This is a genomic window from Gorillibacterium timonense (assembly GCF_001457415.1).
GTDB classification, from domain to species: Bacteria; Bacillota; Bacilli; order Paenibacillales; family NBRC-103111; genus Gorillibacterium; species Gorillibacterium timonense.
The window spans coordinates 1,321,915-1,344,484 of record NZ_LN881724.1; the positions used below are offsets into that span (position 1 = coordinate 1,321,915).

The following is a 22,570-nucleotide window of genomic DNA, read 5'->3' on the forward strand; positions in this document are numbered from 1 at the left end:
ATCTGAGAAGGATGGAACGGAGGACGTAATGATGAAGTCATATGAATGTGTTAAGAATCTTATAGGTATTCCAAATTGAATTTTGTGAACTCTGCTAAAGAGTCTTTTCCATATGCGTATAACCCAATGATAACGCCTGTAAAACCTCCTGCGACTTCAGAAGAAAGGTATTTTGTCTGTGCTGTTCCCAAGAGAATTTCTTTGTCATTTGTGTGAGCGAGGAACGTATAGCGTTCATTGCTGGACCGAATAATAAGTGTTGCATGATTGCTTCCTTCCAGGGCAATTTCATTCATAATGGTTTTTACATCCCCAATATTTATACGCTCGATGAGCTTATAGACGCCTCCGTCATAGCGGATAGCTAGATCATAATGATGATGTTCATCCATATAGATCGTGATACCCGACTCTCCAATTGTTAGATTAACGTTGCAAGATATCGAAACATTGAAATCCTTTTGGCGGATACCGATGAAGGTTGGGGAGTCGGCTTGATCAAGGCTGATTTCGGTTCCTTTTAGCGTGATTTGGTTTTGCTCGAGACTGTAATTTTGCTTATGTGGCAGACGAAGGAAGCACCAATCTTTGTCCCAATTGGTATTCTCAAATGTATATCTTTGCTTATCTTGTTGTACAACAGCAGTTGGAATGCGATCGGTTTCAAAAAACGTTCTCGTAACACCGTTATCTCCTGCGGTAAACCACCCATCATCACCAAAAGTAACTGGCGTAAGGAATACCTCTCGGCCAAGGTGATGGTAGGGAAGCCATTGACCGCTTTGTCGGAACCCCAAATGGAGCATCCACCAATGACCATTATTATCTTCAATAAGATCGCCATGGCCAACAGCCTGTATGTGATAACCGCCCATGTTCCGGTTTGTTAATACCGGATTATGAGGGTAAGATTTGAAAGGCCCATGGATAGAATCGCCGCATGCATAGGTGACCATATGGCCAAATTCAGTACCGCCTTCAGCCGCTACAAGATAATACTTGTTGTTAATCTTGTACATATGGGGAGCTTCAAGAAAACGTCCGCCTGTTCCAGTCCAAATCGTGCGACTTGGCGTTATCTTTCGTCCCGTTCTAATGTCAATTTCACACTGAACGATGCCATCAATATTAAAATCATCTTTTCCATTACTCATAAAGAAGGTTTTTCCATTTTCGAAATACAAATCCGGGTCGATGCCTTGTTGATCGACAAAAATAGGTTCAGACCACTCGCCGTATATATCATCGGTCCAAACATAAAAATTTTGACGAGTAGTGTCATTGGTCGTGGTCATATAAAATCGACCGTTATCATGTCGGATTGTAGGAGCAAATACACCGCCCGAGCTGTTCACCTGATCAAGTTGGATCTGACTAGCTCTTGTTAAGCAATGACCGATTTGCTTCCAATTGATTAAATCTTTGCTTTCAAAAAGAGGAACACCCGGGAAATACTGCATTGAACTACACACGAGATAATAAGTGTCTTCTACTTTGCATACGCTAGGATCCGGATAAAACCCCTTGATGACCGGATTGGAATATCTCATTTCATCACCTCATCATAAAATCACATGAATATGAATCACGCTGCTAAAAAAATTAAACAACATCATTCGGTAACTTACAATGTAGTTAGATTGAAAGCGCTTGTTAAATCTATTAAAATAATAAAAATGTGAATTTAGTCTTGTTGGTTAGGAGATCATAAGCATGATAAAGGCGAATGGAGAAGCCAAGTATTTGCCCTTGTATGAGGCGCTTGCTAGCGAAGTGAGATGGAAGATCATGAAATTGATTGCTGACAAAGAAATGAACGTGAAAGATATAGCTGTCGCGTTAGAGCTGAGCCCGTCCATTGTTACGATGCACATTCGAAAACTTGAACGAGCCGGTTTAATCGAAAGTCGCAGAGTGAGACTTAATGGAGGAACGCACAAGCTGTGTACACTCAAACTACAAACAGTTGAAGTTGAGTTGCCATTAGCCAAAAAGGAGGAGAAGTTCAAAGAACAGACCATATCCGTCGGCCATTATACCGCATTTGAAATCTATCCGACGTGTGGTCTAGGCACGCTCGAAAAGGAAATCGGGGTTTGGGATGATCCGCGCTATTTTATGGATCCTGAAAGGGTGAATGCAGCCATTCTGTGGTTTGGCAGGGGTTATGTGGAATACAAAACACCTAACTATCTGCTTCCCGATCAAACTGCCGATTTTCTTGAAATATCAATGGAATTGGCTTCGGAAGCACCTGGCTTGAGGGATCATTGGCCATCTGATATAAGATTCATATTTAATGGAGTTTCTCTTGGAACGTGGACAAGTCCTGCTGATTTTGGAAGAGCGGCTCGTGGGAGATATACGCCGAAGTGGTGGCATCGAAATGTAAATCAATATGGGCTATTGAAGACGATCCGTGTCGACGCCTTAGGTACTTTTATAGATGGGGAATGGATGTCGGATGTGACCGTGGGAGATATCAAGCTGGAGGAACCCTTTTGGACACTTCGTTTCACAGTAGACGAACAAGCGGTTCACATAGGTGGTTTGACACTCTATGGAGCAGGGTTTGGTAATCATGATCAGGACATTGTGATTCGGGTGCACCTGTCATGACCTTCAATATCCTTCAAGTTTATGGTGGCTTCTCATTGCCCATATAGCTAGGATTTATCGTGTATTGATCGTTGAAGTAATGCCTACTTCCTTAAAAACATGTTGTCACGCTTGCCTCTGATTGGCGATAGGACCAGTAATGAGCGAGTACCTTTTAACACCCTTTAAAGGCTACTAATCAACCCCGCCGTTACATAATAAAATGAAAGAGGCCCAAGCAATGACGCTTGGGCCTTTTTGACGTGGACAGGGGTCTGCCGTGTTGCAGCTCAGACTTCCGTCAATTGAATCTCCGGACTGATGCGAAGCGTGTTGCTGATCGTGCACAACAGCTCCACCTTTTTGAGCAGCTTTTCCTTAACTTCCGGGCTGATTGACTTCGGTAGAGAGACCTCCAGATTGAAATCGGAGAAGCGGCTGTTGACCCCGCTTCTCTTTGACGCGGCTACTTTCACCACAATCTCCGACGGGTCGGCCTGGATTCCGTTCAGCTCCAGCTGCTTTTGCAGGGTTATGGAGATGCACAGCCCTAAAGACGCCTCCAGCAATTCCTTGGGATTGAGTCCTTCCAAGTTGGGAGCTGTCGTTCCGATCAGCTGAAAGCCTTGTTCGTTGTAAATTTCATTTTGGCCGTCGTTATAGCGAATAGTCGTCATGCGAATCATTCCTTTCCAAGGTTTAAATCAACAGGCAGGCTGCTTTATGGCCGGGTCGGATTTCTCTCAATTCCGGAGTCTCTCGCTTGCATCGTTCGGTAGCGAGCGGGCAACGCGTATGGAAGGCGCAGCCGGAAGGAGGAGAGAGAGGAGAGGGGATTTCGCCCTTCAGGACGATCCGTTCTCTTCGGCCAACACGCGCGGCATCCGGTACCGCCGAGAACAGAGCGCGAGTATACGGATGGAGCTGATCACGGAATAATGCATCGGTGGGGGCTTCTTCCACGATTCGCCCGAGGTACATAATACCGATCCGGTCCGAGATGTACCGGACTACGCTGATGTCATGGGTGATAAACAGCATGGTCAGCTTTCGTTCCCGCTGCAGCTGTCTCAGCCTATTAAGCATCTGCGATTGGATCGACACATCGAGGGCCGATACCGGCTCATCCAGCACCAGAATTTTCGGGTTGAGGATCAGCGCCCTCGCGAGCCCGAGGCGCTGCCGCTGTCCACCAGAGAACTCATGCGGATAACGGAAATAGTGCTCGGGTTGAAGGCCAACCGCTTCGAGGATCTCGAATGCCATCTCTTGACGTTCCCGCTTGCTGCCGATCCCGTGAATGATCAGCGGTTCTTCTAAGATAGAGCCAATTCGCTTGCGCGGATTGAGAGAAGAGAAGGGGTCCTGGAAGACGAGCTGGAGCTCTTTCCGCATCTGCTGAAGCTCTCGGTTCGACAGCTTGGTCAGATCGCGCTCCTCATACCAAACCTCGCCCGAGGTTGCGGAAGTCAGACCAAGCAAGGTGCGCCCGGTTGTGCTTTTGCCTGAGCCGGATTCTCCTACGAGACCATAGGTCTCGCCTTCATAGAGCTGGAAGGACACATCCGCAACCGCCTGGACGCTCTTGCGCGGGCCCAATAGCTTGCCGAACGGGCTATGGACCGGATAGTGCTTGCTCAATTGGCTCACATTCAACAGAGGGGCTGGCTTCGACATGACTTCCTTTACGGTTCCCCTATCATGGACGGTCGTCATGGGCTAACACCTTCTCCCTCCTGCTGAAGATTCGCATAATGCCAGCATTTCACCTTGTGATTCTCTGTAGCATTCTCGAGAGGCGGCTCCTCCTGCCGGCATTTGTCATCGGCAAAGGGACAGCGTGTGGAGAAGCGGCATCCCTTCGGGATATGGTGCAGGGACGGAACCGTACCGGTAATGACGCTCAGCGGCTCGTCTCGGTTGGTGTCCAGGCGCGGAAGCGATTGAAGGAGGCCTTGCGTGTACGGGTGAAGCGGTGAACGGAAGAGTTCACGGACGGGTGCATCCTCGATGATCTGGCCCAAATACATGACCTTCACGGTAGTGCAAATCTCCGAAACGACACCGAGGTCATGGGTGATAAAGACGACGCCCATGTGCAGCTGTTCATTCAAGCTGAGGATGAGGTCGAGGATCTGGGCTTGGATGGTTACATCGAGCGCTGTGGTCGGCTCATCTGCAATCAGCAGCTTGGGCTGACAGGCAAGGGCTATCGCGATCATCGCCCGCTGCTGCATGCCTCCGGACAGCTCATGAGGGTAGCTGTCCACCCGAGTCTCCGGAGATGAAATGCCCGTCAACCGTAGAATCTCGATGCTTCTCTTCCGGGCTTCCTTGCGGGACAAGCCTTGATGCTGGATTAATCCTTCCGCAATCTGATTGCCGATGGTGTAGACCGGGTTCAGTGAGGTTAACGGGTCTTGAAAGATCATCGACAGCTCATTGCCGCGGATTTCTCGCATGCGAGAGAGCGGAAGCTCCAACAGATTCCGTCCTTGAAAGCGAACCTCGCCCTCATACTCGATGGCATCGGTATGATCCAAGAGCCGCATCAGCGACTGGGCCATCACGCTTTTCCCCGAACCCGATTCACCCACTACCCCGACAATTTCTCCGGGATGGACGGTGAAGCTGACTCCGTCGACGGCAGTGACTCTTCCGCGATCCGTATAAAAATGAGTACGTAAATCCTTGATTTCCAACAGGGGTTCTATCGGCATGGAACTTCCTCCAGTATCTAGCAAACTAGCGATTTGGTCGAGGGGCAGGCGAGCTTCAACCTTTCTTGCGCAAGCTCCATTTCCTAGGGCGCTGCGGCTTGATGTGGGGATCCCAATAATCCCGGAGGCCATCCCCCAGAAGGTTGAGTGCAAGCACGGACAGAATCAGCGCTGTGCCGGGAAAGACGACCATCCACCAAGCCTTGTAGATGACCAGCTTGCCAGCCTGGAGGATATTGCCCCAGCTTGCGGCAGGGGCGGGAATGCCGACTCCGAGAAAGCTGAGTGCGGCTTCCGAGATAATCGCTTCCGCAAAGACGAAGGTGGCCTGGACGAGCAGGATGGACAAGGTGTTGGGGGCGATATGCCCCCAGATGATCCGGCTTGCTCCCGCTCCTTGGGACTTGATCGCTTCGATATAGGTTTGCTCCCGGACGACGAGCGCTCGAGAGCGAACGACCCTGGCAATGTTGGGGGTGAATACCACCGTCAGAGCGATGATGACGTTCAGGGCCGATGCTCCCAGCGCAGACATTAAGGCGATAGCCAGCAGAATGGCCGGAATGGCGACCAGGCCGTCACAAATGCGCATCAGGATGTGATCGAGTGCGCGATAGTAGCTGGCATACAAGCCGATAATCAAGCCGAGCGTAGAGGAGATCAGCGCAACCGCCAAGCCGACGCTCATCGAGACCTGGGCGCCGTAGACAAGCCGAGTCAGCAGATCGCGCCCAAACTCATCCGTCCCGAGCAGATGCTCCGCTCCTGGAGGCTTCAGTCGCTCGACGATCTTCATTTCGTTTGGTGAATAGGAGGTGAGAAAAGGTCCGAGAAGCGCGAGTGCCAGCAGGAGAATGAGCAACCCGGCTCCGATCACCAGAGCATAGTTGGTTCGAAGCTTCTGATTCCGCAGCCCTCGCTGTTCCTTCACTAATTTTTTGCGCATTTCCGCAATGTCCTCATGCGAATGGAGAGTGCTCATGGCATGCATTCCTTTCTATTTCCGGTCCAGCCGAACGCGCGGGTCAACCGCCCCATATAACAGATCGATGATCAGATTGATGCCGATGACGATCAGCGTTACGACCAGAACAACCCCCTGAATGACGGCGAAATCCCGGCGAACGATGGAATTCAGGATGAGCTGGCCTAGCCCGGGAATCGTAAAGATCGATTCCACCACGACCGCTCCGGTAACCAGAGAACCGAAGGTCTGACCAACGATGGTGAGGATGGGGAGGAAGGCATTGCGGAAGGCATGCTTGAGCAGTACCTTTTGCTCCTTAAGCCCTTTGGCTCTAGCTGTTTTGATGAAATTTAGGTTCAAGACCTCCAGCATGGAGGAGCGAGTCATTCGGGTGATAAGCGCAGCTTGAATGATTCCAAGCGACAATGCCGGCAGGATCAAATAGTGCAGATGAATCCAGAACCCTGCAGATAGGGGCTCATAACCGGCAACGGGGAGCCATTCCAGCCTCACTCCGATCACCAGCATAAAAAAAAGTGCCAGCAAAAAGCTGGGGATGGCCGTTCCGACCAGCGATAGGCCCATCAGAGTCACATCTGTGAAAGTGCCTCGCTTGTAGGCGGCAATGATGCCAAAGGGGATGGACAGAATCAGCGCGAACAGCTGAGCCAATACGGCAAGTGAGAAGGTAGGACCTATATGCTCTCGGATCGCTTGCAAGACAGGCTGCTTCATGAAGATCGAATCACCTAAGTCTCCTCTTACCACATTGGAGATCCAGTGTACATACTGCTCCTGAATGGGCCGGTCCAGCCCCAATTCATGGCTGAGCTGGCGAATCTCCTCTGGTGAAGCTTCGAGTCCGAGAATGGTCGCGGCCGGATCGCCTGGGGTGATGTGAATGATCAAAAATATCACCAGCGTCACAACAAACAAGACAGGTATCAACGACAGGAGCCGTTTTGCCACATAAGCGAGCATGGGAATCCCTCATTCATCTAAGTTCTGGAAACAATCAGGGTGTTTCCTTGTCATTCGCAAGGAACACCCTGATGTGCTGGATTATTCAGGTACTTTGGCATTCCAGACGATCAGGCTGTCTTGAATCTGGAACCCTTCAATCGATTTCACTGTAGCGATTACGCCGTTGTAGTGGCTCAGTACCGTTGCGGCGCCGTATTCGTAAAGGGTTTTCTGAACGTTCTCCCACTGCTTCTTGGCATCCTCAGGAGTAGCTGCCTCACGAATGGCGACGACCGAATTCTTCACCGTTTCATTGTTGAGACCTGCCCAGTCCGGATTGACAGCGAGAATTTGCGGAGGAGTCAATTGGTAACCGGTGCTGGCGACGAACAAGTCCCACTTGCTGCGATCGCCCTTCGTCTCCAGGAAGGTTGGGAAGTCATAATTGTCCACCTTGACCTTCATGCCGATCTTGGTTAATTGCTCTTGAATGACAAGGGTGGCCGTGTACATCTCCGCATAGTCCTTGGTGGTGAGCAGGGTGATTTCCTGCCCGTTGTAGCCGGCTTCCTTAAGAAGCTGCTTCGCCTTATCTGTGTTCGCCTGGTTGTACAATTCACCGCCTGCGTCGGTCGACCATTGCGCTTGTTTCGGGTTCATGAAGCCCGGCGCCAATGAATACAGCTCCGGTTTCACATAGCTTGCGAGCGATATTTCTTCGTCGTTCAGAGCCGCCAGAATCGCTTGACGGTATTTGTCGTTCGAGGCGAGGAGACCGTTGCTGGTATTGAGAAACGCGGTTAGCGCACCGCCAGGATACGTATGCAGCTCAATTTTGGTATTCGCGGCCAATTCGTCATAGCTTTCGCTCGGTATGCTGGCCGCTACATCGTATTTGCCCGTCTTGATTCCAGCGATTCGAGTTGACGCATCGGAGACGAAGTGAAAGGTTAAGGTCTTGGTCGGCGCTTCCTTGGCCCCTGAATAGCCGCTTGCTTCGGCTGTTACGCCTTGATAGTCGTCGAACTTCTCCAGCGAGATGTACTGGTCCTGTTTCCATTCCTTGAATTTGTAAGGACCCGTTCCGATGTATTCCTTAATTCCGTCTGCTGTGGCGGATTCTACTGCCTCCTTGGGCATGATCGACGGGAACTGTGCGTGAGATGAGAGCAAGAGCAGCACATCGGAGGTTGCCTTTTCCACTGTCAGTTTGACAGAGTATGGATCAACTTGCTCGAACTTGGCGTTCGGGAGCAGCAGCTTTGCCCGGGAGTTGGTCGTCAACCAGCGATTCATGGAGGCGACGACATCTTCGGCGGTCATTTCTTTGCCATTATGGAACTTCACTCCATGACGAAGGGCGAACGTATAGGTTAAACCGTCGGTACTCGTCTCAACCGATTCGGCAAGCTGCGGTACCGGCTCATAGTTTGCGTTCAGCGTATACAGCTGCTCGAAGATGTTGCCGGAGATATCGAATGTGATCGCCGATACGGTTATGGCCGTGTCCAGCGTGGGAGGCTGAGCGGTGACCGCAATATTCAATTCATTTTTGAAGGTTTGCGATTGTGTAGCTTCTGATGGTGCGGTGCTGTTGCCAGCCGGAGAGTTGGTGGCGGCGTCCTTACCGCCGGAGCTGCAAGCGCTAAGAGCTGTTGCCAGTGCCAGCACGGCAGCCCATAATCCCATTTTCTTGAATTTCATGACAGAACCCCCTGATCTCGATTAATTCATAGTTTTCTTATATGAATTATTAACGATGATAGTCGATAGAGTCGGAATATGTCAATAAAAAGCCACATAAAAATTTAAAAAGAGTCTATCTGCGTGATTCTTATCGCTGATAGACCCAAATGTTCTCAATTGGTTTCCCGCTTGATCTTGATTACTGATAAGATCGCCGGGTTTTTAAGTTGATGACGTACCCCAATAATCATGTAATGGGCGGCTTCAATATGTCGAATCAAAAGGGTTACGAATTGTAGTGGTATGGCATGTGAATGCTATCCATATTCGCTGAATAACTTCCCGGGATCTCGCTAACGATAGGTGAAGGGCTAATTGCTTCAAAACCATCCACAAGCATCATGCTGTGCCCCGAAGTGTTCACCGCAATTCAAGTCAGGAACTCGGAAATAACTTTAATTTAGTAAGTTGCTTGACTAAAATTATCAAATTACATATAATTATCACAAGGCATCATTAAGAAATCAAAAATAAGGGTGATTTTCATGGGTTGGTTGAACACATTATTCGGCGGAAAAACCGCCAAGGAGGAAACGACGATGACGAAATTGAACATTGGTATTATTTTGGGAAGCACACGGGAAGGTCGGGTAAGCCCGCAAGTGGGAGCATGGGTGAAGAGCATTGCCGATAAGCGCGGGGATGCGAACTATGAGATCGTGGATATCGCGGACTACAAGCTTCCGCTGCTAGGAGAAGCTGATGCTCCTCAAGCTGGAGCCTGGAATGAGAAGCTGGCGAGCCTGGACGGCTTTGTCTTCATCGTACAGGAGTATAACCACAGCATTTCCGCCTCTTTGAAGAATGCTCTCGATTATGCTCGCGAAGCCTGGAATAACAAGTCTGCCGGCATCGTCAGCTATGGCTCGGTCGGCGGCGCTCGCGCAGCCGAACATCTGCGCGGCATTCTCGGCGAACTATCGGTTGCAGACGTTCGCGTTCATCCGGCACTGTCGCTCTTTACGGACTTTGACAACGGAACGTTCAAGCCTGCGGATCTGCATCTGACGAACGTAAACGGCATGCTGGATCAGGTGCTCGCTTGGGGCGGCGCTTTGAAGACGATTCGCCAATGATCCTCGATCCTCAATGATCGGCAACCGCCGATCCGGCTCAGGTCTCGAACCTGAGCCGGATCGGTTTCTTTATTTTGATCATTATTTTCCCATATAAAGAAGCCGAACTCATTCGATTCCCTGATGGGACCAAAGGTTGATCTTGAGTTTGTGGCGGGAAGTTCTCAAATCATACTCATGGATGGCGGAACGTTCACCAAATACGTCGAATTCGGACTGTTGAAGCCGCTTGATGATGCCGTCCTTCAGAATCAGATCGACCTGGGTCCGAACCCATCGGTCAAGGTTCAAATCGAGGATTCCAACGGGGCTCATATTTATGCCATACCGCTGAAAACAATTTCCATGTTCAGAAATATGGATTCCCCGCGGATGATTATGATTCCGACATCCGAAAGCCAGCCGACGAGAAAACATCTCCCAAAAACGCGAATGCTCATGCCATTCTGAATGAACTCCTCGCAACCCCGCAATCCTAATGATAGGACAAATCCTAACAAGCGAGAGAGCGTGCCAGCCGGAATCCGGAGGCACGCTTTTCCTTTGCTGCCCTTCTTGAAATTTCCTCTTTAGAGAAGTAGGAATTATGACGATAATCATTATAAACATTCACAATAACCCTCACATCTAGGAGATGCCGCATGGACAAATTGACCGCGTTGATATTGGCTGCACCCCTGTTTAAACAGATTCATTCCCAGGATATTATGATTGGCATTACGGACAAAGAGGTCTTTCATTATTATGAGCCTAGCAAAATCTTGAACTTCGGGCTTACGAAGGGGAGCCCCATTCCTTCAGAAGATCCCACACTGGCGAATGCCCTCGCGGGAAACGCCACGACAAATCGTCTATCCCCAGAGCTATACGGAACCTCCGTGATCTCCTCTGCGGTTCCGATTTTCGGTGAGGAGGGAGAGGTCATCGGCGCTTTTGCGCTCGCCTATACTCTGGAGAACGAAGATAAAATGGAGCAGCTAACGGATAGCATTAACCACATCAGCGGTCAACTGGTCGACATGGTTCAAAACGTAGCAGCCCAGTCCGAAGAGCTTTCGGCTACGACAGCCCAAATCCTGGAGAATTCGCGCAAGACGGTGGAAGAATCGAAGCAGGTGAACAAGGTGGCCGGTTTTATCCGGGAAATCTCGGACCAGACGAACCTGCTTGGCCTCAATGCCGCAATTGAAGCGGCCCGCGTTGGAGAGCAGGGCGCCGGCTTCGGTGTAGTGGCGGCCGAAGTACGCAAGCTGTCGGTCAATACGAAGGAAGCGACGAAGACAATCGATGAATCGCTGAGCTTGGTTCAGCGCTCCATTCGGCAGATGGAGCAGGAAATCGAAGCCATAGCCGCCTCATCCTACGCGCAGGCCGAGCTTGTCACTGAATTCAGCAATGTCATCGAGCGCTTGAACGAGACGAGCAGCGAGATGGCGCGGTTCATTTCCTCTGTTCTGCACTAGAATCGGCTAGAAGTACTCGAATAAACAAGCGGCCGCCCTGCGACGGCCGCTTTGTTGTGTCTGATTACCCAAAAATCATGCTTCATTCCCTATGCCGATGGCTTAGGCTGTTCGCGCTTCGTCCGTATAGTACTGCGCCTGGGCATCGAAGCTGCGGTCTTCGCTCCAGGCAAAGAAGAAGCTCTCCGCTGAGGAATAGGAGGAAACAGCGGCTGAGATGCCGGCACGATCCGACCACAATGCGGTCATGGCAGCGAGCAGCTCCACTTGCGCCGGTTCGTCGTCACAGATGGCAACACGAATCATGGGATATCGTTCTCCTTGAGGATGGATGAGGAATCGTCAGCAGTCTGTCGTACTCCATAAATCTACTGCTTATGATAACAGGAATGCGAATCGTACAGAACTATCTTTTTCCAAGAGGAGTGAAAGGGTCGGTTTGATGAGGATTGGGCACATTTCTCTTGAAAATGAAAGAAATCCCTCCCACGGACCGGCGCTCCGCAGGAGGGATTCCTTTCGTTTCTATGTCATCACGATCGCTTATACACCCGGACATAATCCACCAGCATCTTTGTGGGGAGCTTCGCATTGGCGATGTTCCCGCCCCATTCACCAACCTCAGCGGTCACCTTGAGGTAGGAAGGGGCTTGTGAAACCCCGCCCGCCGAGGTCCGCCAAGTCTCTTGGCCATCGATCGAGAAGATGTATTCGTTCTCGTTCCATTCCAGCGCGAAGGTGTGAAAGCCTTCGTAGATTCCGGGCACATGCACGGCTAGTTCCTCCGTGCGGTGATGCTCGCCATAGCCGTCCCAGTGGAGGGCGTGGTTGATCCGGCTGTCGCGCAAATAGGGAGATTCATAAATGTCAATTTCCGTTCCGTCGCGGCCGTCGTCTCCGACCTGAAAGACCGTGTCGGACATGAGCCAGAAGGCGGTCCAGAAGCCCTCCTCCGATGGAAGCTGGCAGCGGATTTCATAATAGCCGTAAGCCTGCTCGAATTTGCCTTTGGAGCGGATTGCACCGGAATAATAGGTACCATTCCGTTCACTGATCTGAATGACCAGATGGCCGTCTCCGTCCACAAAGGAGTCTTGATCCGACCAAAGGCCATCCTTGCGCACCTCTTCCGGGCAGTGGGACCATTTCGATCCGTCCAGCTCCCGCCCTTCGAAGGTATCCTCGAAGGTGAGCGTCCAACCCGATTTTTCGCTGACCTTCCCCTGTTTCGTCGTCATTTCGAACTTCCTCCTCTTCAGCCGAGCTCGACGGTGATTTGATGAACCCGACCGTCTCCCCGGACTGGAATCGTGGTGCCGGAGACGAGGTCTCCGTCGATCAAAATGCTCTTCACACCGGATTGAACGCGATGCGGATTCAGAATGCGCACATCATAGATATCTCCGCGGAAATTTCGCTTGATGCGGCATTCCTCCCAGTGTTCGGGAATGACGGGATGAAGCGTGAAGGAGTCATAGCCAGGGTGGAAGCCGAGCATGTATTGGGCGGCGGAGCGGAACATCCAGCCGGCCGTGCCCGTCACCCAGGCGAACATCGTCTGTCCGGCGCGCGGATTATCCGGTCCAAAATACATGTTGGTCAAGGCGTAGGGCTCGCAGCCCGAATGCTCAGATGGGTTCGATTCGCTGTCCGGCATGATCTTGAGCATCGTTTCATAAGCCGAATTTCCCCGATTTAAGCAGCAATCCGCAACAATTTTGAACGTGCCGCCGTGACAGTAGGGAGTGCCGTTCTCCCAAATGCCGGGAACGAAGCCGGTCAAGCGTCCGATTTCCGGTTTGTAGCTTGTGTAGGTCGGATACAGGGTGAGCGGACCATAAGGAGAATCAAGCCTTTCATCGACGGCCTTCAAGCATTTATCTATGCGGTCGCCCTCGACGATTCCCGCCATTAGCGCCCACGTTTGGCTGTTCAGGTAGATGCTTCCTTCCTGCTCAGCATGGGTACCGACTTTCTCACCCGCATCATTGTAACCGGCCAGATACCACTCTCCATCCCAGCCTGTATCGTTGACTGCCTGCTTGATCCTGGCCGCTCGTCGTTGAAATTCGTCGCTCATTTCTTGATCTTTGCGAATGCTTCGGGCGATCTCGGCGGCCTGGTTGAGCGCATAGAAGAGAGCGATGGAGGTCCAGACGCTCTCGCCTTTGCCTCCGATGCCGATGCCATTGAGCGAATCGTTCCAGTCGCCATCATGAGCGAGTACGAGATTCCGTTCACCGATATCCTCTGAGGAATAGCGCACCGCCGTGACGATATGCTCCCATACGGTACCTACGCCTTCGTCCAGATAAGGAACCAACAGGTTGAGGAAGCCGAAGTCTCCCGTTTCTTTGAGATACGCATTAATGGTAGGAGCGATCCAGGTCGGCCCATCTGAGTAGATATGCGGGTCCAAAGGAAGCCAACCGCGCACGCAACGGCCGTCCCGATACTGATAGCGCAAGGTTTCGACGATTTTCTCTTTGGCAAGCTCCGGATTGAAGGAGGCGATGGCCCATGCGTCTTGAAGCTGATCGCGGAACCCTTTGCCGGTATCGCGTCCAGCCTCGGCGCACAGCTGAACCTGCTGCTTGATCCAGCTATTGACGAGATGATTGACTTTCTCATCGGGCGTTTCAATCTCGATGGTTTCGCGCATGATTCTACGGGACTCCAGCAGCTCCGTGTAATCCCGTTCGATACGTCCCGCGGTAAACAGCTTATCGACGATTCCGCAAGCGGTTTCTGGCGTGTCGGCAGCGCCGATCAGAACGGAGTAACTGTACGTCTCACCAGGCTTAAGAGAGATGGTGTTTTCCAGGACACCCACCATGTCCTCGTTGGAGGCCAAGCTATTGGAACAAGTTCCGCGAACAACGGTTTCCGGAGCGCTGATCTGGCCGTAGCTGCCGATAAATGCCTTCCTTCCCGTCTCGAAGCCGCTGACCGGAGCGGAGGAGGCGATAAAGCCGTTGAACCAGGAGTGGGTACGGTCCTGAGTTGTATTGTGGGCGAAGATCATCCGGTGCGAGGGATGGTATTCGCCAAAGAGGTTGGAATAATAATTGCTGTAGATCTTGTAGCCGATCAATGAAAATTCCGCGAAGGAATAGACGCGGAGCTTGCGCTCCCGGTCGCTGAGATTGGCGAGGGTGAGCGTCCAGATCTCCGCCGGGTCCTCCTGATTGATGAAGACGCGGGCATCGGTTTCGATCCCGCCGTACGTTCCCGACAGCTTGGTATAGCCGAGCCCATGGGTACACCGATAGGCATCGAGCTCGCGATTGACCGGATACCAGCCCGGGTTCCAGAACTCTCCGGTTTCTTCGTCGCGGATGTAGAAATACCGGTTGCCGTTCTTGAGAATAACGGCTCTGCCTTTTCCCTCCGGGTCGATGTATGCGGCCGCCCGGTCGCCGTATGCGCCTGTGCCGCCTCCAAGCTGGTTGACACCCGACAGCAGCAGCGGGTTCCACAGGTAATTCATCATCGGGCGCGGAGTGCGGGGTGTGGTGAAGTGAAATTCAGTGCCGTCCTGCGAAAAATGGCCAAAGCTACTCATGTAATCATCCTCCTGTTTTTGGTAGGGAACGTTCCCTATTTGGGGTAAAAGGAAACGCCTCGGCTTCCACGCGGAAGCCGGACGTCTATCGATGCGATAAGCTGCGCGCTATCATGCAGCACGTCGTGATCGTTTGAATGCTACAGGTGCCACAGTGCCACTAGATGAGAATTCAATGCCATTCGTCCCGGTATGCCTTCCTATTCCGGATCGGATGCGCGCTCGGGAGGCAACGTCCGGCAGGTATTGCCTTCCTTCAGCTCCGGCCAGAAGAGACGCACCTTCTCTTGCGGGGCATTACCCGCAACCAACGCAGCCACCAGGTCGATAGCGGCTGCCGCCACATCGGACAGAGGCTGTGAGAGAGAGGTGAGCTCAAGCGGCCCCGGCTTGAAGCTTAGCAGACCGACCAGATGGTCGAAGCCAACGACGGACAAGTCTTCGGGAATACGGCATCTGGCCTGGTGGAGAGCATCCATCATTTCATAAGCAATCAGATCGTTGAAGACAAAGACGGCCGTCGGCCGCTCTTTCATGGCGAGAAGCTGCGCCGCCGCTTTCGTCCCGCAGCCAATTGTGCCTTCCGTTGACAGGAGTCTTTCCGGTGGAGCCGAGAGGCCGTGTTCTTCCATCGCCTTGACAAAGCCGTCTCTGCGGTCAACCGCGACCTTGTGCAGAAGGTTGCCCGTTACATGAGCGATGGCGCGGTGTCCACGCTCATAGAGGTAGTCGACCGCTTGAGCCGCTCCCGAGAGATTGTCGATCAGCACATTGGGTATGGAGAGATGCTCCACGTGATTCTCGATGACGGCACAAGGATAATCCACCGCCGTTACCTGGTCGAGGATGGCTTCGTCGCCCTCGGCACTTCCGAATAGAATGATGCCGTCTGCCGCGCCTCCCATGAAATAGCGGATATAGCCGCTTTTCGCATCCGGGTCTTCGTTGCAGCTGCAGAACACCAAACGGTAACCGCTCACCATTGCATGATGCTCCAGCTGCGTCGCCAGTTCCATGTAGAGCGGGGAACGGAAGGAGTCGTAGACGACTCCGATGACGCCGGACTTGCTCATGACGAGGCTGCGTGCCGCGATGTTGGGGGTGTAATGCAGGGCTTCTGCCGCCTCCAGCACCCGCTTGCGAGTTTCGGCATGGACTCCGTACTGCCGATTCAGCACCTTGGATACCGTCGTCTTGGAGACGCCGGCTTTTTTGGCAATATCCAGAATGCTTGCGATGGCGGGTCCTCCTTCCGATATGAGGTGTAAGGCTAGATAGGGAACGTTCCCCAAGATGATCCTATCCCATTTCCATCTAAAGCACAAGAAAGAAATTCAACGATCCAAAGAGAATAATCGCCACTTGAACAGCGAGAGCTTCTTGATGGCCAAAGAAAGAGAGCTTACCGAGTAAGGACCGGCAAGCTCTCTTCGAACCGGGTCAATGATTCATTCCCGGCATTCCAGCCATATCGCCGACGATTTCGGGATTGATCATTCCGAAGATCATGGCGATGTGCGCCACCACCAAAAAACCGCTGACAAGAATAAAATGCAGCTTCATTCTCTCCTCTTCGGAACGCTTTCGCCCGATGAGGCCGAGATCCAGGAAAGCGAGCGGCAAGAGGAAGAGGACTCCGCTGAGGTAAAAGCCTACGGCAACGACATCAACCCACGTATGCCATTCTCCATTGATGGTGAGCGGAACGAATGCGGTTGGGAAGAGGTACAGAAAGATTCCCGTGAAGTACAAGCCGGCTGCGATACTGCAAATCCGATTAAACGCTCTCAATTTGCCATCTAGCTTTTTGCCGAACAGGATGAAAAATTCGGTGACCGTGATCGTTTCGGCGAAGATGACCGGAATAGCCATGAACAGAATGAGATTCCACGGCTGATTGTCCGCTAGCAGTGACATGTAATGCGTCATGTTCATAGACGAGCTTCCCCCAATAAGTGAAATACAGACATCGATAAGAATACGGGAAAAATGTGTGGAAAGGATGAAGATGGAACCGGCTTCCGGGGTACTGACTTGTACCAAGGTAGCCGAGGCACTTTCACGAGATCAGCATGGGTAGATGATAGCCATACGATGTAGAAAAAGAGGTTGTTCTTTGTGGGATGCCACTTGGAACAGCCTCTTTGCATTTACCTGGTTCGATGTTCGCTGCCGCTTTATCCGTGCTTCTGAGAATAGAGGAATTCGCTCACCGCCTGGCTGCGCAGCAGGGTGATGCAGGCGAAGCAGGCATAAACGATTTCCGCTAGCATGACCGCTATGAACCAGCCTGGCAGCGGAACCGGACTGGAAGCCAACACATAGATGCCTGACAAGGCATTTAGCGCGAGCCCTGCGGCAAACAGGTAGCGAACCCAAACGACGCCCGCAAACAAAGCGAGAGACAAGGCGATGCTGATCAGCAGCGAAAACAGACGAAAGTGATAAAAGGAGGACAACAGAGCTAGCAGTACATTGATCGCTGCGATGGCGATCACCGTCACCTTGCCTCGCAGGAATTGCCTTTCCTGGCGTTTGAGATATTGTCGGTATTCTTCTTCGCGTTCTTCCTTGCTGATGCCGTCCAGTCGTCCAAAGTCAGGCTCGATATCCCGAGCCGGAAGCGCGAGAGTCTCCGACAAGTCGCGGAGGCTGGCGGCCAGCATGGCCGCATCCGTAAGCTGGTCCACCTGGACGGTGTTCAGCCTCTTGAGAATCGCATCCTTAGCCGTCACATCCGCGTCCAATTTCCTTCTGTATGTTTCTATGACTTCTTCAATCCGATCTGGCGTCTCCCGCATGATTCGGATTTCTTCAATAGTGAAGAACAGCTTACGGAGTTCGGCCACGGTTTCCAGCTCTGCTACATCCTGCTCTGAATAATCGCGGTATTCCCGGCCGCCCGAGATAGTTGTATGCGGATGAATAAGCCCTTGTTCTCCATAAAAGCGGACCGTCCGTTCCGTTAAACCGGTACGCGCGCACACTTCCTTTATTTTCAAGAAATCCCTCCGTCCTTCCTAGAATATACCATACTCTCGATGGATTCGGCCCTACTATACAATCTTACGTAAGGGAAGTGTCAAGAAAAACATATGGATTCACCCTAATTCTGCTGTAAACTACCCATTGGCCCGGACAAGAAGCAGGATGAAACTAGAGATGAGTTTCAGGATGAGACGAATAGGTAACTAATGTGATGTGATGAACGGGTTTGGGAACGTGTAGAGAGAAGCTGCGGAGAGAAAGGTTGCACTTAAAAACGTTATATCGTAATATTACGATATAACGATAAAGAAGAGGTGCAAGGCAAATGAATGAACCCGATTTCAAATCCTACACAGCTGCAGCCGAAATGCTGAAAGCTTTGGCCCACCCGGTGCGGCTCTGCATCGTGCGGGGTCTGCTTCAGAAGAAGCAATGCAACGTCAGCTATATGCAGGAATGCCTGAACCTCCCCCAATCCACCGTGTCCCAGCATCTGCAGAAGCTGCGAAGCGCAGGAATCGTGGAGACGGAGCGGAGCGGGCTGGAAATCAAATACACCATAGCGGATGAACGCGTGAAGCAGCTGATCGTCTTATTGCTGCCGAAGGAGGATGCGATCTATGAGTAAAAAGGTTCTGATCGTGGGAGGAGTAGCGGGAGGAGCTTCGGCGGCAGCACGGCTGCGCCGCCTCGATGAAGATGCGGAGATCGTCTTGTTCGAGCGGGACGCTTATATTTCATTTGCCAACTGCGGGCTTCCCTACTATATCGGCGATGCCATCAAGGACCGCTCGAAGCTGCTCGTTCAAACGCCGGAGGCCATGCGCAGCCGGTTTCGTCTCGATGTAAGAACAGAGAGCGAAGTTGTCTCGATCGATCCGGTTGGCAAAACCGTCAAGGTCCGCAGCAGGGAGAGAGGCGACTACACCGAAAGCTACGACGCTTTGATCCTGTCTCCCGGAGCCAAGCCCGTTCGGCCGAACCTTCCCGGAATCGGTAGTCCTCTCATCCATTCCCTCCGAAACATTCCCGATACAGACCGCATCAAACAAAAGGTAATGGAGCAGGGGACCCAATCGGCTGTCGTGATCGGTGGAGGCTTCATCGGAGTAGAGATGGCCGAGAATTTGCGAGAGATCGGCATAAACGTTACCCTCGTGGAAGGCGGATCCCAGATTCTCGCGCCGTTCGATGCCGATATGGCTGGCGCTCTCACCAAGGAGCTGGAGGAAAATGGAGTGAAGGTGCTTCTAGCCCAAACGGTGACGGCATTTCAAGAGAACGCGGGCGGACAGATCACCGTTCAGCTTGGCAGCGGGCTGTCTTTGGTCAGCGACATCGCGATCCTGGCCATCGGGGTTGCTCCGGATACTTCTTTCCTCAAGGACAGTGGCCTGTTGCTCGGACCGCGCGGGCATATCCAGGTGGATGACTATTTGATGACGAATCTGGAGGACGTGTATGCGGTCGGGGACGCGGTGGAAATCACCGACTTCGTGAACGGGAGCAAGGCGGCTATACCGTTGGCAGGCCCTGCGAACAAGCAGGGGAGAATCGCGGCTGACAACGTATGTGGGCTACGTACGGCTTACAAAGGCTCTCAAGGAACCTCTATCATCAAAGTGTTCAGCTTGACTGGGGCAGCAACGGGGAACAATGAGAAGACGCTGCAGAGGCTTGGAATTCCTTATCGGGTATCGATCGTTCATCCGAGCTCTCATGCGTCCTACTATCCAGGATCTTCTCCCATGACCTTGAAGCTGCTATTCGGGAATGACGGGAAGGCGCTCGGCGCTCAAGGGATAGGGGTGAAGGGAGTCGACAAACGGATCGACGACTTGGCAACGGTCATTCGCTTTCGAGGCGCGGTCTCTGACCTTACGGAGCTCGAGCTTGCTTATGCCCCACCTTTTTCCTCCGCGAAGGATCCGGTCAATATGGCTGGTTATGCGGCTGAAAATATTTTATATGGACGGACATCGGTGTATCTTCCTGTCGATTTGAAGGAGCGGGACCCGCAGACGACCCTGCTTGTGGATGTGCGCAGCGAGCTGGAGCATGCGAACGGCCACATCCCGAATTCCATCAACATACCCGTAGATGATCTCCGGGGTCGCTTGAACGAGCTCGATTCCACCAAGGAAATCTGGGTCTACTGTCAGGTGGGGCTGAGAGGCTACACCGCTTCTCGTATCCTTCAGCAAAAGGGCTTCCGCGTTCGCAACCTCACCGGTGGCTATCGGACCTATCAAATGGCCGTTTATCAGCCGGGACAAGGGGATGAGGGCAGCTTGCAGTTGGGAAGCTCCGTCTTCTCCGCAGGGGCAGAGCGGCAAATCGTGGCGGCGGTGGAATCGGGCTCGAGCAGAGAGACCGCAACGGTCTGCTCGTTGGCTGATGCCTCCGCTGCGCAAGGACTGACCGGCGAGATTGCCGCCGATTTCGAGCTGGACGCTTGCGGCCTCTGCTGCCCGGGACCACTCGTGCAGGTGAAGCAACGGATGGAAGAGATGAAGGCGGGGCAGGTGCTGCGCGTGACCGCCTCTGACCCCGGCTTCTATCGGGATATCGAAGCTTGGGCCGGGATGGCCCGGCAGGAGCTTCTTCGCGTGAGCAAAAATCCGGATGGCGTGATCGAAGCTTACCTTCGCAAGCGGGGATTGGATGCTGCTCCCGCTTCGGCTGTACCGGCCGTAAGCGAAGCCACTCCGGAAGGAAGCACGATGGTTGTCTTCAGCGGCGATCTGGACAAAGCCATCGCCTCCTTCATCATCGCGAACGGCGCAGCGGCGAGCGGTAAGAAGGTGACCCTGTTCTTCACCTTCTGGGGGCTCAACATCATCCGCAAGACGGGCAAGGTGCGCGTCTCTAAATCCTTCATCGGCCGCATGTTCGGCCAAATGATGCCGAGAGGCAGCCGCAAGCTCGGCCTGTCTCGGATGAACCTGCTGGGAATGGGGCCGAAGATGATCCGCGGGGTCATGAAGAGCAGGAATGTTTCGTCCTTAGAGGAACTCATCGATACGGCGATCAAGCAAGGCGTGGAGCTCGTTGCCTGTCAAATGTCGATGGACGTCATGGGAATTCAACAGGAAGAACTGCTCGACGGTGTTCAAGTTGCCGGCGTCGGATATTATCTCGGGAAAGCAGACCGTTCGTCCGTGAACTTGTTTATCTAGTAAGCTGTCAGCAGGTCATGCAGGATCAACGTCCGGGTTTATGGGTAACGCCATGAGCCCGGTTGATTACTGCTCAAATCCGCAATCAGGTGTATAATCATGGAAATCGGACAGATAAGGATGAAGTGAAATGAACAAGTCGGACCCGTTTGCGCAATCAGCGGACGCCTATCTGCAATACACCGAGATGCCGTGGGGACGGTTATTTTACCAGACCGCTTGGCATCAGATCGATCACCATTTTATCCGTAACGGGCAGACCGTACTGGATGTCGGCAGCGGATTCGGATTAACGACGGAGCATTATGCGGCCAAAGGAAACGATGTGACCGGAATTGAGCCATCCGCAGCCTTATTGGCGAAGGCCGCCGAACGGAATTCCTCGGTGCATTTCATCTGCCGGAGCTTTGAGGAGATGGATGACCTTGAGCGTCCGTTCGATTGGATTTTTTGCCATAACGTCTTGGAATATGTGGAGAGCCCTCAGGCCTTTTTATCCCGACTCGGCCGCTGTCAGAACCCGGGGGGTTATCTCTCCCTCATCGCCCACAACCCTGCGGGGAAGGTCATGAAGAAAGCGATCATCCTGAAAGACCCGGAGGCTGCGCTTGTTGGCTTGGATCAAGACCAGGAGTACAGTGGGATCATTCGGACGGCTATCACCACCTATCCCCGCGAACGCTTGACGGAATGGCTGGAGGGGGAAGGCTATGAGCTTGTCGAGTACTATGGAATTCATAATCTGTACGGTTATATTGCGGATAACGAAATCAAGCGTGATGAGGCTTGGCACGAAAAGGCGACGGCCATGGAGCTTGCGCTTGGGGAACGCAGCCCGTTCAGAGACGTTTCGGTATTCACTCACTTGATCGCAAGAAAGCGAGGGTGATCGGATGGAACAAGCTGATGAAATAAATCCAAGGATCGAAAGGAAGGATAGCATGAAATTCAACGGGATTTGCTTGATTACCGATGATGTACCCGGGATGGCTGCGTTTTACAAGGACACGCTTCAGGTTGAAGCGGAGGGGGACGAGACGACAGCCCGTATCCATGTGGAAGGGGCGATCCTTGATCTCTGCTCCCGCTCGGCGATGGAAAGCTTGGCGCCGGGAAGCACCGAGGGAATCGGCCGAGGCGGGTTTTCGATCGAGCTGGAGGTCGTCGACACGGACGCGGTATATGAACGGCTGAAGGATAAGGCAGTCCTCGTTAAGCCGCCGCAGACTTATCCTTGGGGCAGGCGTTCGGTCTGGTTCCGCGATCCGGATGGCAATGTCTTGAACTTCTTTTCCAATAGGTAAG

The 22,570-nt window shown here is 52.5% G+C and carries 21 protein-coding genes; 7 read left to right on the top strand and 14 right to left on the bottom strand.

What is annotated here, in order from left to right; all coding sequences use genetic code 11:
• Nucleotides 1-59 precede the first annotated feature (59 nt).
• Nucleotides 60-1,550: a glycoside hydrolase family 43 protein gene (locus BN2684_RS18525; RefSeq protein WP_058303605.1), complete on the bottom strand. Its 1,491-nt coding sequence runs from the start codon at nucleotides 1,548-1,550 to the stop codon at nucleotides 60-62.
• Between the two features lie 163 nt (nucleotides 1,551-1,713).
• On the opposite strand from BN2684_RS18525, the gene BN2684_RS18530 reads away from it, so the two are divergent.
• The gene (locus BN2684_RS18530; RefSeq protein ID WP_058303606.1) at nucleotides 1,714-2,619 is read left to right on the top strand and encodes an ArsR/SmtB family transcription factor; all 906 of its coding nucleotides are present in this window, start codon (nucleotides 1,714-1,716) and stop codon (nucleotides 2,617-2,619) included.
• 269 nt (nucleotides 2,620-2,888) lie between these two features.
• Here the strand turns inward: BN2684_RS18530 and BN2684_RS18535 are convergent, their stop codons facing one another.
• The 6 genes from BN2684_RS18535 to BN2684_RS18560 all read right to left on the bottom strand — a co-directional run bounded on the left by BN2684_RS18535 (nucleotide 2,889) and on the right by BN2684_RS18560 (nucleotide 8,952).
• Entirely contained in the window at nucleotides 2,889-3,275 is a 387-nt protein-coding gene (locus tag BN2684_RS18535) for an OsmC family protein (protein ID WP_058303607.1), read from the bottom strand.
• Nucleotides 3,276-3,297: 22 nt separating this feature from the next.
• Nucleotides 3,298-4,314 carry an ABC transporter ATP-binding protein gene (locus BN2684_RS18540; protein WP_392389018.1) on the bottom strand — a complete coding sequence of 339 codons (1,017 nt, stop codon included), beginning with the start codon at nucleotides 4,312-4,314 and terminating at the stop codon, nucleotides 3,298-3,300.
• Nucleotides 4,311-5,318: an ABC transporter ATP-binding protein gene (locus BN2684_RS18545; RefSeq protein WP_058303608.1), complete on the bottom strand. Its 1,008-nt coding sequence runs from the start codon at nucleotides 5,316-5,318 to the stop codon at nucleotides 4,311-4,313. Before BN2684_RS18545 ends, BN2684_RS18540 begins: the two co-directional genes overlap by 4 nt.
• A gap of 55 nt (nucleotides 5,319-5,373) precedes the next feature.
• Entirely contained in the window at nucleotides 5,374-6,300 is a 927-nt protein-coding gene (locus BN2684_RS18550; protein ID WP_058303609.1) for an ABC transporter permease, read from the bottom strand.
• A 15-nt stretch (nucleotides 6,301-6,315) separates the two neighbouring features.
• Nucleotides 6,316-7,266, bottom strand: coding sequence for an ABC transporter permease (locus tag BN2684_RS18555; protein ID WP_058303610.1), 951 nt, complete (start codon nucleotides 7,264-7,266; stop codon nucleotides 6,316-6,318).
• Between the two features lie 81 nt (nucleotides 7,267-7,347).
• Nucleotides 7,348-8,952 carry an ABC transporter substrate-binding protein gene (locus BN2684_RS18560; protein ID WP_058303611.1) on the bottom strand — a complete coding sequence of 535 codons (1,605 nt, stop codon included), beginning with the start codon at nucleotides 8,950-8,952 and terminating at the stop codon, nucleotides 7,348-7,350.
• Nucleotides 8,953-9,533: 581 nt separating this feature from the next.
• Here BN2684_RS18560 and BN2684_RS18565 point away from each other — a divergent pair.
• Nucleotides 9,534-10,070: an NADPH-dependent FMN reductase gene (locus tag BN2684_RS18565; RefSeq protein ID WP_058304623.1), complete on the top strand. Its 537-nt coding sequence runs from the start codon at nucleotides 9,534-9,536 to the stop codon at nucleotides 10,068-10,070.
• 108 nt (nucleotides 10,071-10,178) lie between these two features.
• On the opposite strand, the gene BN2684_RS24585 is transcribed toward BN2684_RS18565, so the two are convergent.
• Nucleotides 10,179-10,361, bottom strand: a complete 183-nt coding sequence (locus BN2684_RS24585) for a hypothetical protein (protein WP_148450015.1) — start codon at nucleotides 10,359-10,361, stop codon at nucleotides 10,179-10,181.
• A 350-nt stretch (nucleotides 10,362-10,711) separates the two neighbouring features.
• On the opposite strand from BN2684_RS24585, the gene BN2684_RS25285 reads away from it, so the two are divergent.
• Nucleotides 10,712-11,533 carry a methyl-accepting chemotaxis protein gene (locus BN2684_RS25285; RefSeq protein ID WP_058303613.1) on the top strand — a complete coding sequence of 274 codons (822 nt, stop codon included), beginning with the start codon at nucleotides 10,712-10,714 and terminating at the stop codon, nucleotides 11,531-11,533.
• 102 nt (nucleotides 11,534-11,635) lie between these two features.
• Here the strand turns inward: BN2684_RS25285 and BN2684_RS18580 are convergent, their stop codons facing one another.
• The 6 genes from BN2684_RS18580 to BN2684_RS18605 form a co-directional block, all read right to left on the bottom strand.
• Nucleotides 11,636-11,839 (bottom strand): hypothetical protein, encoded by a 204-nt coding sequence (locus tag BN2684_RS18580; protein WP_058303614.1) that lies wholly within the window; start codon nucleotides 11,837-11,839, stop codon nucleotides 11,636-11,638.
• Between the two features lie 227 nt (nucleotides 11,840-12,066).
• Nucleotides 12,067-12,771, bottom strand: coding sequence for a glycoside hydrolase family 16 protein (locus BN2684_RS18585; RefSeq protein ID WP_058303615.1), 705 nt, complete (start codon nucleotides 12,769-12,771; stop codon nucleotides 12,067-12,069).
• 17 nt (nucleotides 12,772-12,788) lie between these two features.
• Nucleotides 12,789-15,098 carry a GH36-type glycosyl hydrolase domain-containing protein gene (locus tag BN2684_RS18590; RefSeq protein ID WP_058303616.1) on the bottom strand — a complete coding sequence of 770 codons (2,310 nt, stop codon included), beginning with the start codon at nucleotides 15,096-15,098 and terminating at the stop codon, nucleotides 12,789-12,791.
• A gap of 200 nt (nucleotides 15,099-15,298) precedes the next feature.
• Nucleotides 15,299-16,390 carry a LacI family DNA-binding transcriptional regulator gene (locus BN2684_RS18595; RefSeq protein WP_058303617.1) on the bottom strand — a complete coding sequence of 364 codons (1,092 nt, stop codon included), beginning with the start codon at nucleotides 16,388-16,390 and terminating at the stop codon, nucleotides 15,299-15,301.
• A gap of 148 nt (nucleotides 16,391-16,538) precedes the next feature.
• A complete protein-coding gene (locus BN2684_RS18600) occupies nucleotides 16,539-17,033 on the bottom strand; it encodes a DUF6803 family protein (RefSeq protein ID WP_058303618.1) in 495 nt (164 codons plus the stop codon).
• A 242-nt stretch (nucleotides 17,034-17,275) separates the two neighbouring features.
• Nucleotides 17,276-18,100 (bottom strand): MerR family transcriptional regulator, encoded by an 825-nt coding sequence (locus BN2684_RS18605; RefSeq protein ID WP_058303619.1) that lies wholly within the window; start codon nucleotides 18,098-18,100, stop codon nucleotides 17,276-17,278.
• Between the two features lie 311 nt (nucleotides 18,101-18,411).
• Here BN2684_RS18605 and BN2684_RS18610 point away from each other — a divergent pair, with 311 nt between their 5' ends.
• From BN2684_RS18610 to BN2684_RS18625, 4 genes are all read left to right on the top strand, one after another.
• The gene (locus BN2684_RS18610) at nucleotides 18,412-18,714 is read left to right on the top strand and encodes an ArsR/SmtB family transcription factor (RefSeq protein ID WP_058303620.1); all 303 of its coding nucleotides are present in this window, start codon (nucleotides 18,412-18,414) and stop codon (nucleotides 18,712-18,714) included.
• Nucleotides 18,707-21,265, top strand: a complete 2,559-nt coding sequence (locus tag BN2684_RS18615; protein ID WP_058303621.1) for a DsrE/DsrF/DrsH-like family protein — start codon at nucleotides 18,707-18,709, stop codon at nucleotides 21,263-21,265. The genes BN2684_RS18610 and BN2684_RS18615 overlap by 8 nt, the downstream gene beginning before the upstream one ends.
• Nucleotides 21,266-21,395: 130 nt before the next feature.
• Nucleotides 21,396-22,154 (top strand): class I SAM-dependent methyltransferase, encoded by a 759-nt coding sequence (locus tag BN2684_RS18620; protein ID WP_058303622.1) that lies wholly within the window; start codon nucleotides 21,396-21,398, stop codon nucleotides 22,152-22,154.
• 52 nt (nucleotides 22,155-22,206) lie between these two features.
• Nucleotides 22,207-22,569 carry a VOC family protein gene (locus tag BN2684_RS18625; protein WP_058303623.1) on the top strand — a complete coding sequence of 121 codons (363 nt, stop codon included), beginning with the start codon at nucleotides 22,207-22,209 and terminating at the stop codon, nucleotides 22,567-22,569.
• The last annotated feature ends 1 nt before the right edge of the window (nucleotide 22,570 follow it).

What these genes read in the sequence shown, in the direction of transcription:
- BN2684_RS18525 (WP_058303605.1), bottom strand. Translation starts at nt 1,550, where the DNA reads ATGAGATATTCCAATCCGGTCATCAAGGGGTTTTATCCGGATCCTAGC.
- BN2684_RS18530 (WP_058303606.1), top strand. Translation starts at nt 1,714, where the DNA reads ATGATAAAGGCGAATGGAGAAGCCAAGTATTTGCCCTTGTATGAGGCG.
- BN2684_RS18535 (WP_058303607.1), bottom strand. Translation starts at nt 3,275, where the DNA reads ATGACGACTATTCGCTATAACGACGGCCAAAATGAAATTTACAACGAA.
- BN2684_RS18540 (WP_392389018.1), bottom strand. Translation starts at nt 4,314, where the DNA reads ATGACGACCGTCCATGATAGGGGAACCGTAAAGGAAGTCATGTCGAAG.
- BN2684_RS18545 (WP_058303608.1), bottom strand. Translation starts at nt 5,318, where the DNA reads ATGCCGATAGAACCCCTGTTGGAAATCAAGGATTTACGTACTCATTTT.
- BN2684_RS18550 (WP_058303609.1), bottom strand. Translation starts at nt 6,300, where the DNA reads ATGAGCACTCTCCATTCGCATGAGGACATTGCGGAAATGCGCAAAAAA.
- BN2684_RS18555 (WP_058303610.1), bottom strand. Translation starts at nt 7,266, where the DNA reads ATGCTCGCTTATGTGGCAAAACGGCTCCTGTCGTTGATACCTGTCTTG.
- BN2684_RS18560 (WP_058303611.1), bottom strand. Translation starts at nt 8,952, where the DNA reads ATGAAATTCAAGAAAATGGGATTATGGGCTGCCGTGCTGGCACTGGCA.
- BN2684_RS18565 (WP_058304623.1), top strand. Translation starts at nt 9,534, where the DNA reads ATGACGAAATTGAACATTGGTATTATTTTGGGAAGCACACGGGAAGGT.
- BN2684_RS25285 (WP_058303613.1), top strand. Translation starts at nt 10,712, where the DNA reads ATGGACAAATTGACCGCGTTGATATTGGCTGCACCCCTGTTTAAACAG.
- BN2684_RS18580 (WP_058303614.1), bottom strand. Translation starts at nt 11,839, where the DNA reads ATGATTCGTGTTGCCATCTGTGACGACGAACCGGCGCAAGTGGAGCTG.
- BN2684_RS18585 (WP_058303615.1), bottom strand. Translation starts at nt 12,771, where the DNA reads ATGACGACGAAACAGGGGAAGGTCAGCGAAAAATCGGGTTGGACGCTC.
- BN2684_RS18590 (WP_058303616.1), bottom strand. Translation starts at nt 15,098, where the DNA reads ATGAGTAGCTTTGGCCATTTTTCGCAGGACGGCACTGAATTTCACTTC.
- BN2684_RS18600 (WP_058303618.1), bottom strand. Translation starts at nt 17,033, where the DNA reads ATGAACATGACGCATTACATGTCACTGCTAGCGGACAATCAGCCGTGG.
- BN2684_RS18610 (WP_058303620.1), top strand. Translation starts at nt 18,412, where the DNA reads ATGAATGAACCCGATTTCAAATCCTACACAGCTGCAGCCGAAATGCTG.
- BN2684_RS18615 (WP_058303621.1), top strand. Translation starts at nt 18,707, where the DNA reads ATGAGTAAAAAGGTTCTGATCGTGGGAGGAGTAGCGGGAGGAGCTTCG.
- BN2684_RS18620 (WP_058303622.1), top strand. Translation starts at nt 21,396, where the DNA reads ATGAACAAGTCGGACCCGTTTGCGCAATCAGCGGACGCCTATCTGCAA.
- BN2684_RS18625 (WP_058303623.1), top strand. Translation starts at nt 22,207, where the DNA reads ATGAAATTCAACGGGATTTGCTTGATTACCGATGATGTACCCGGGATG.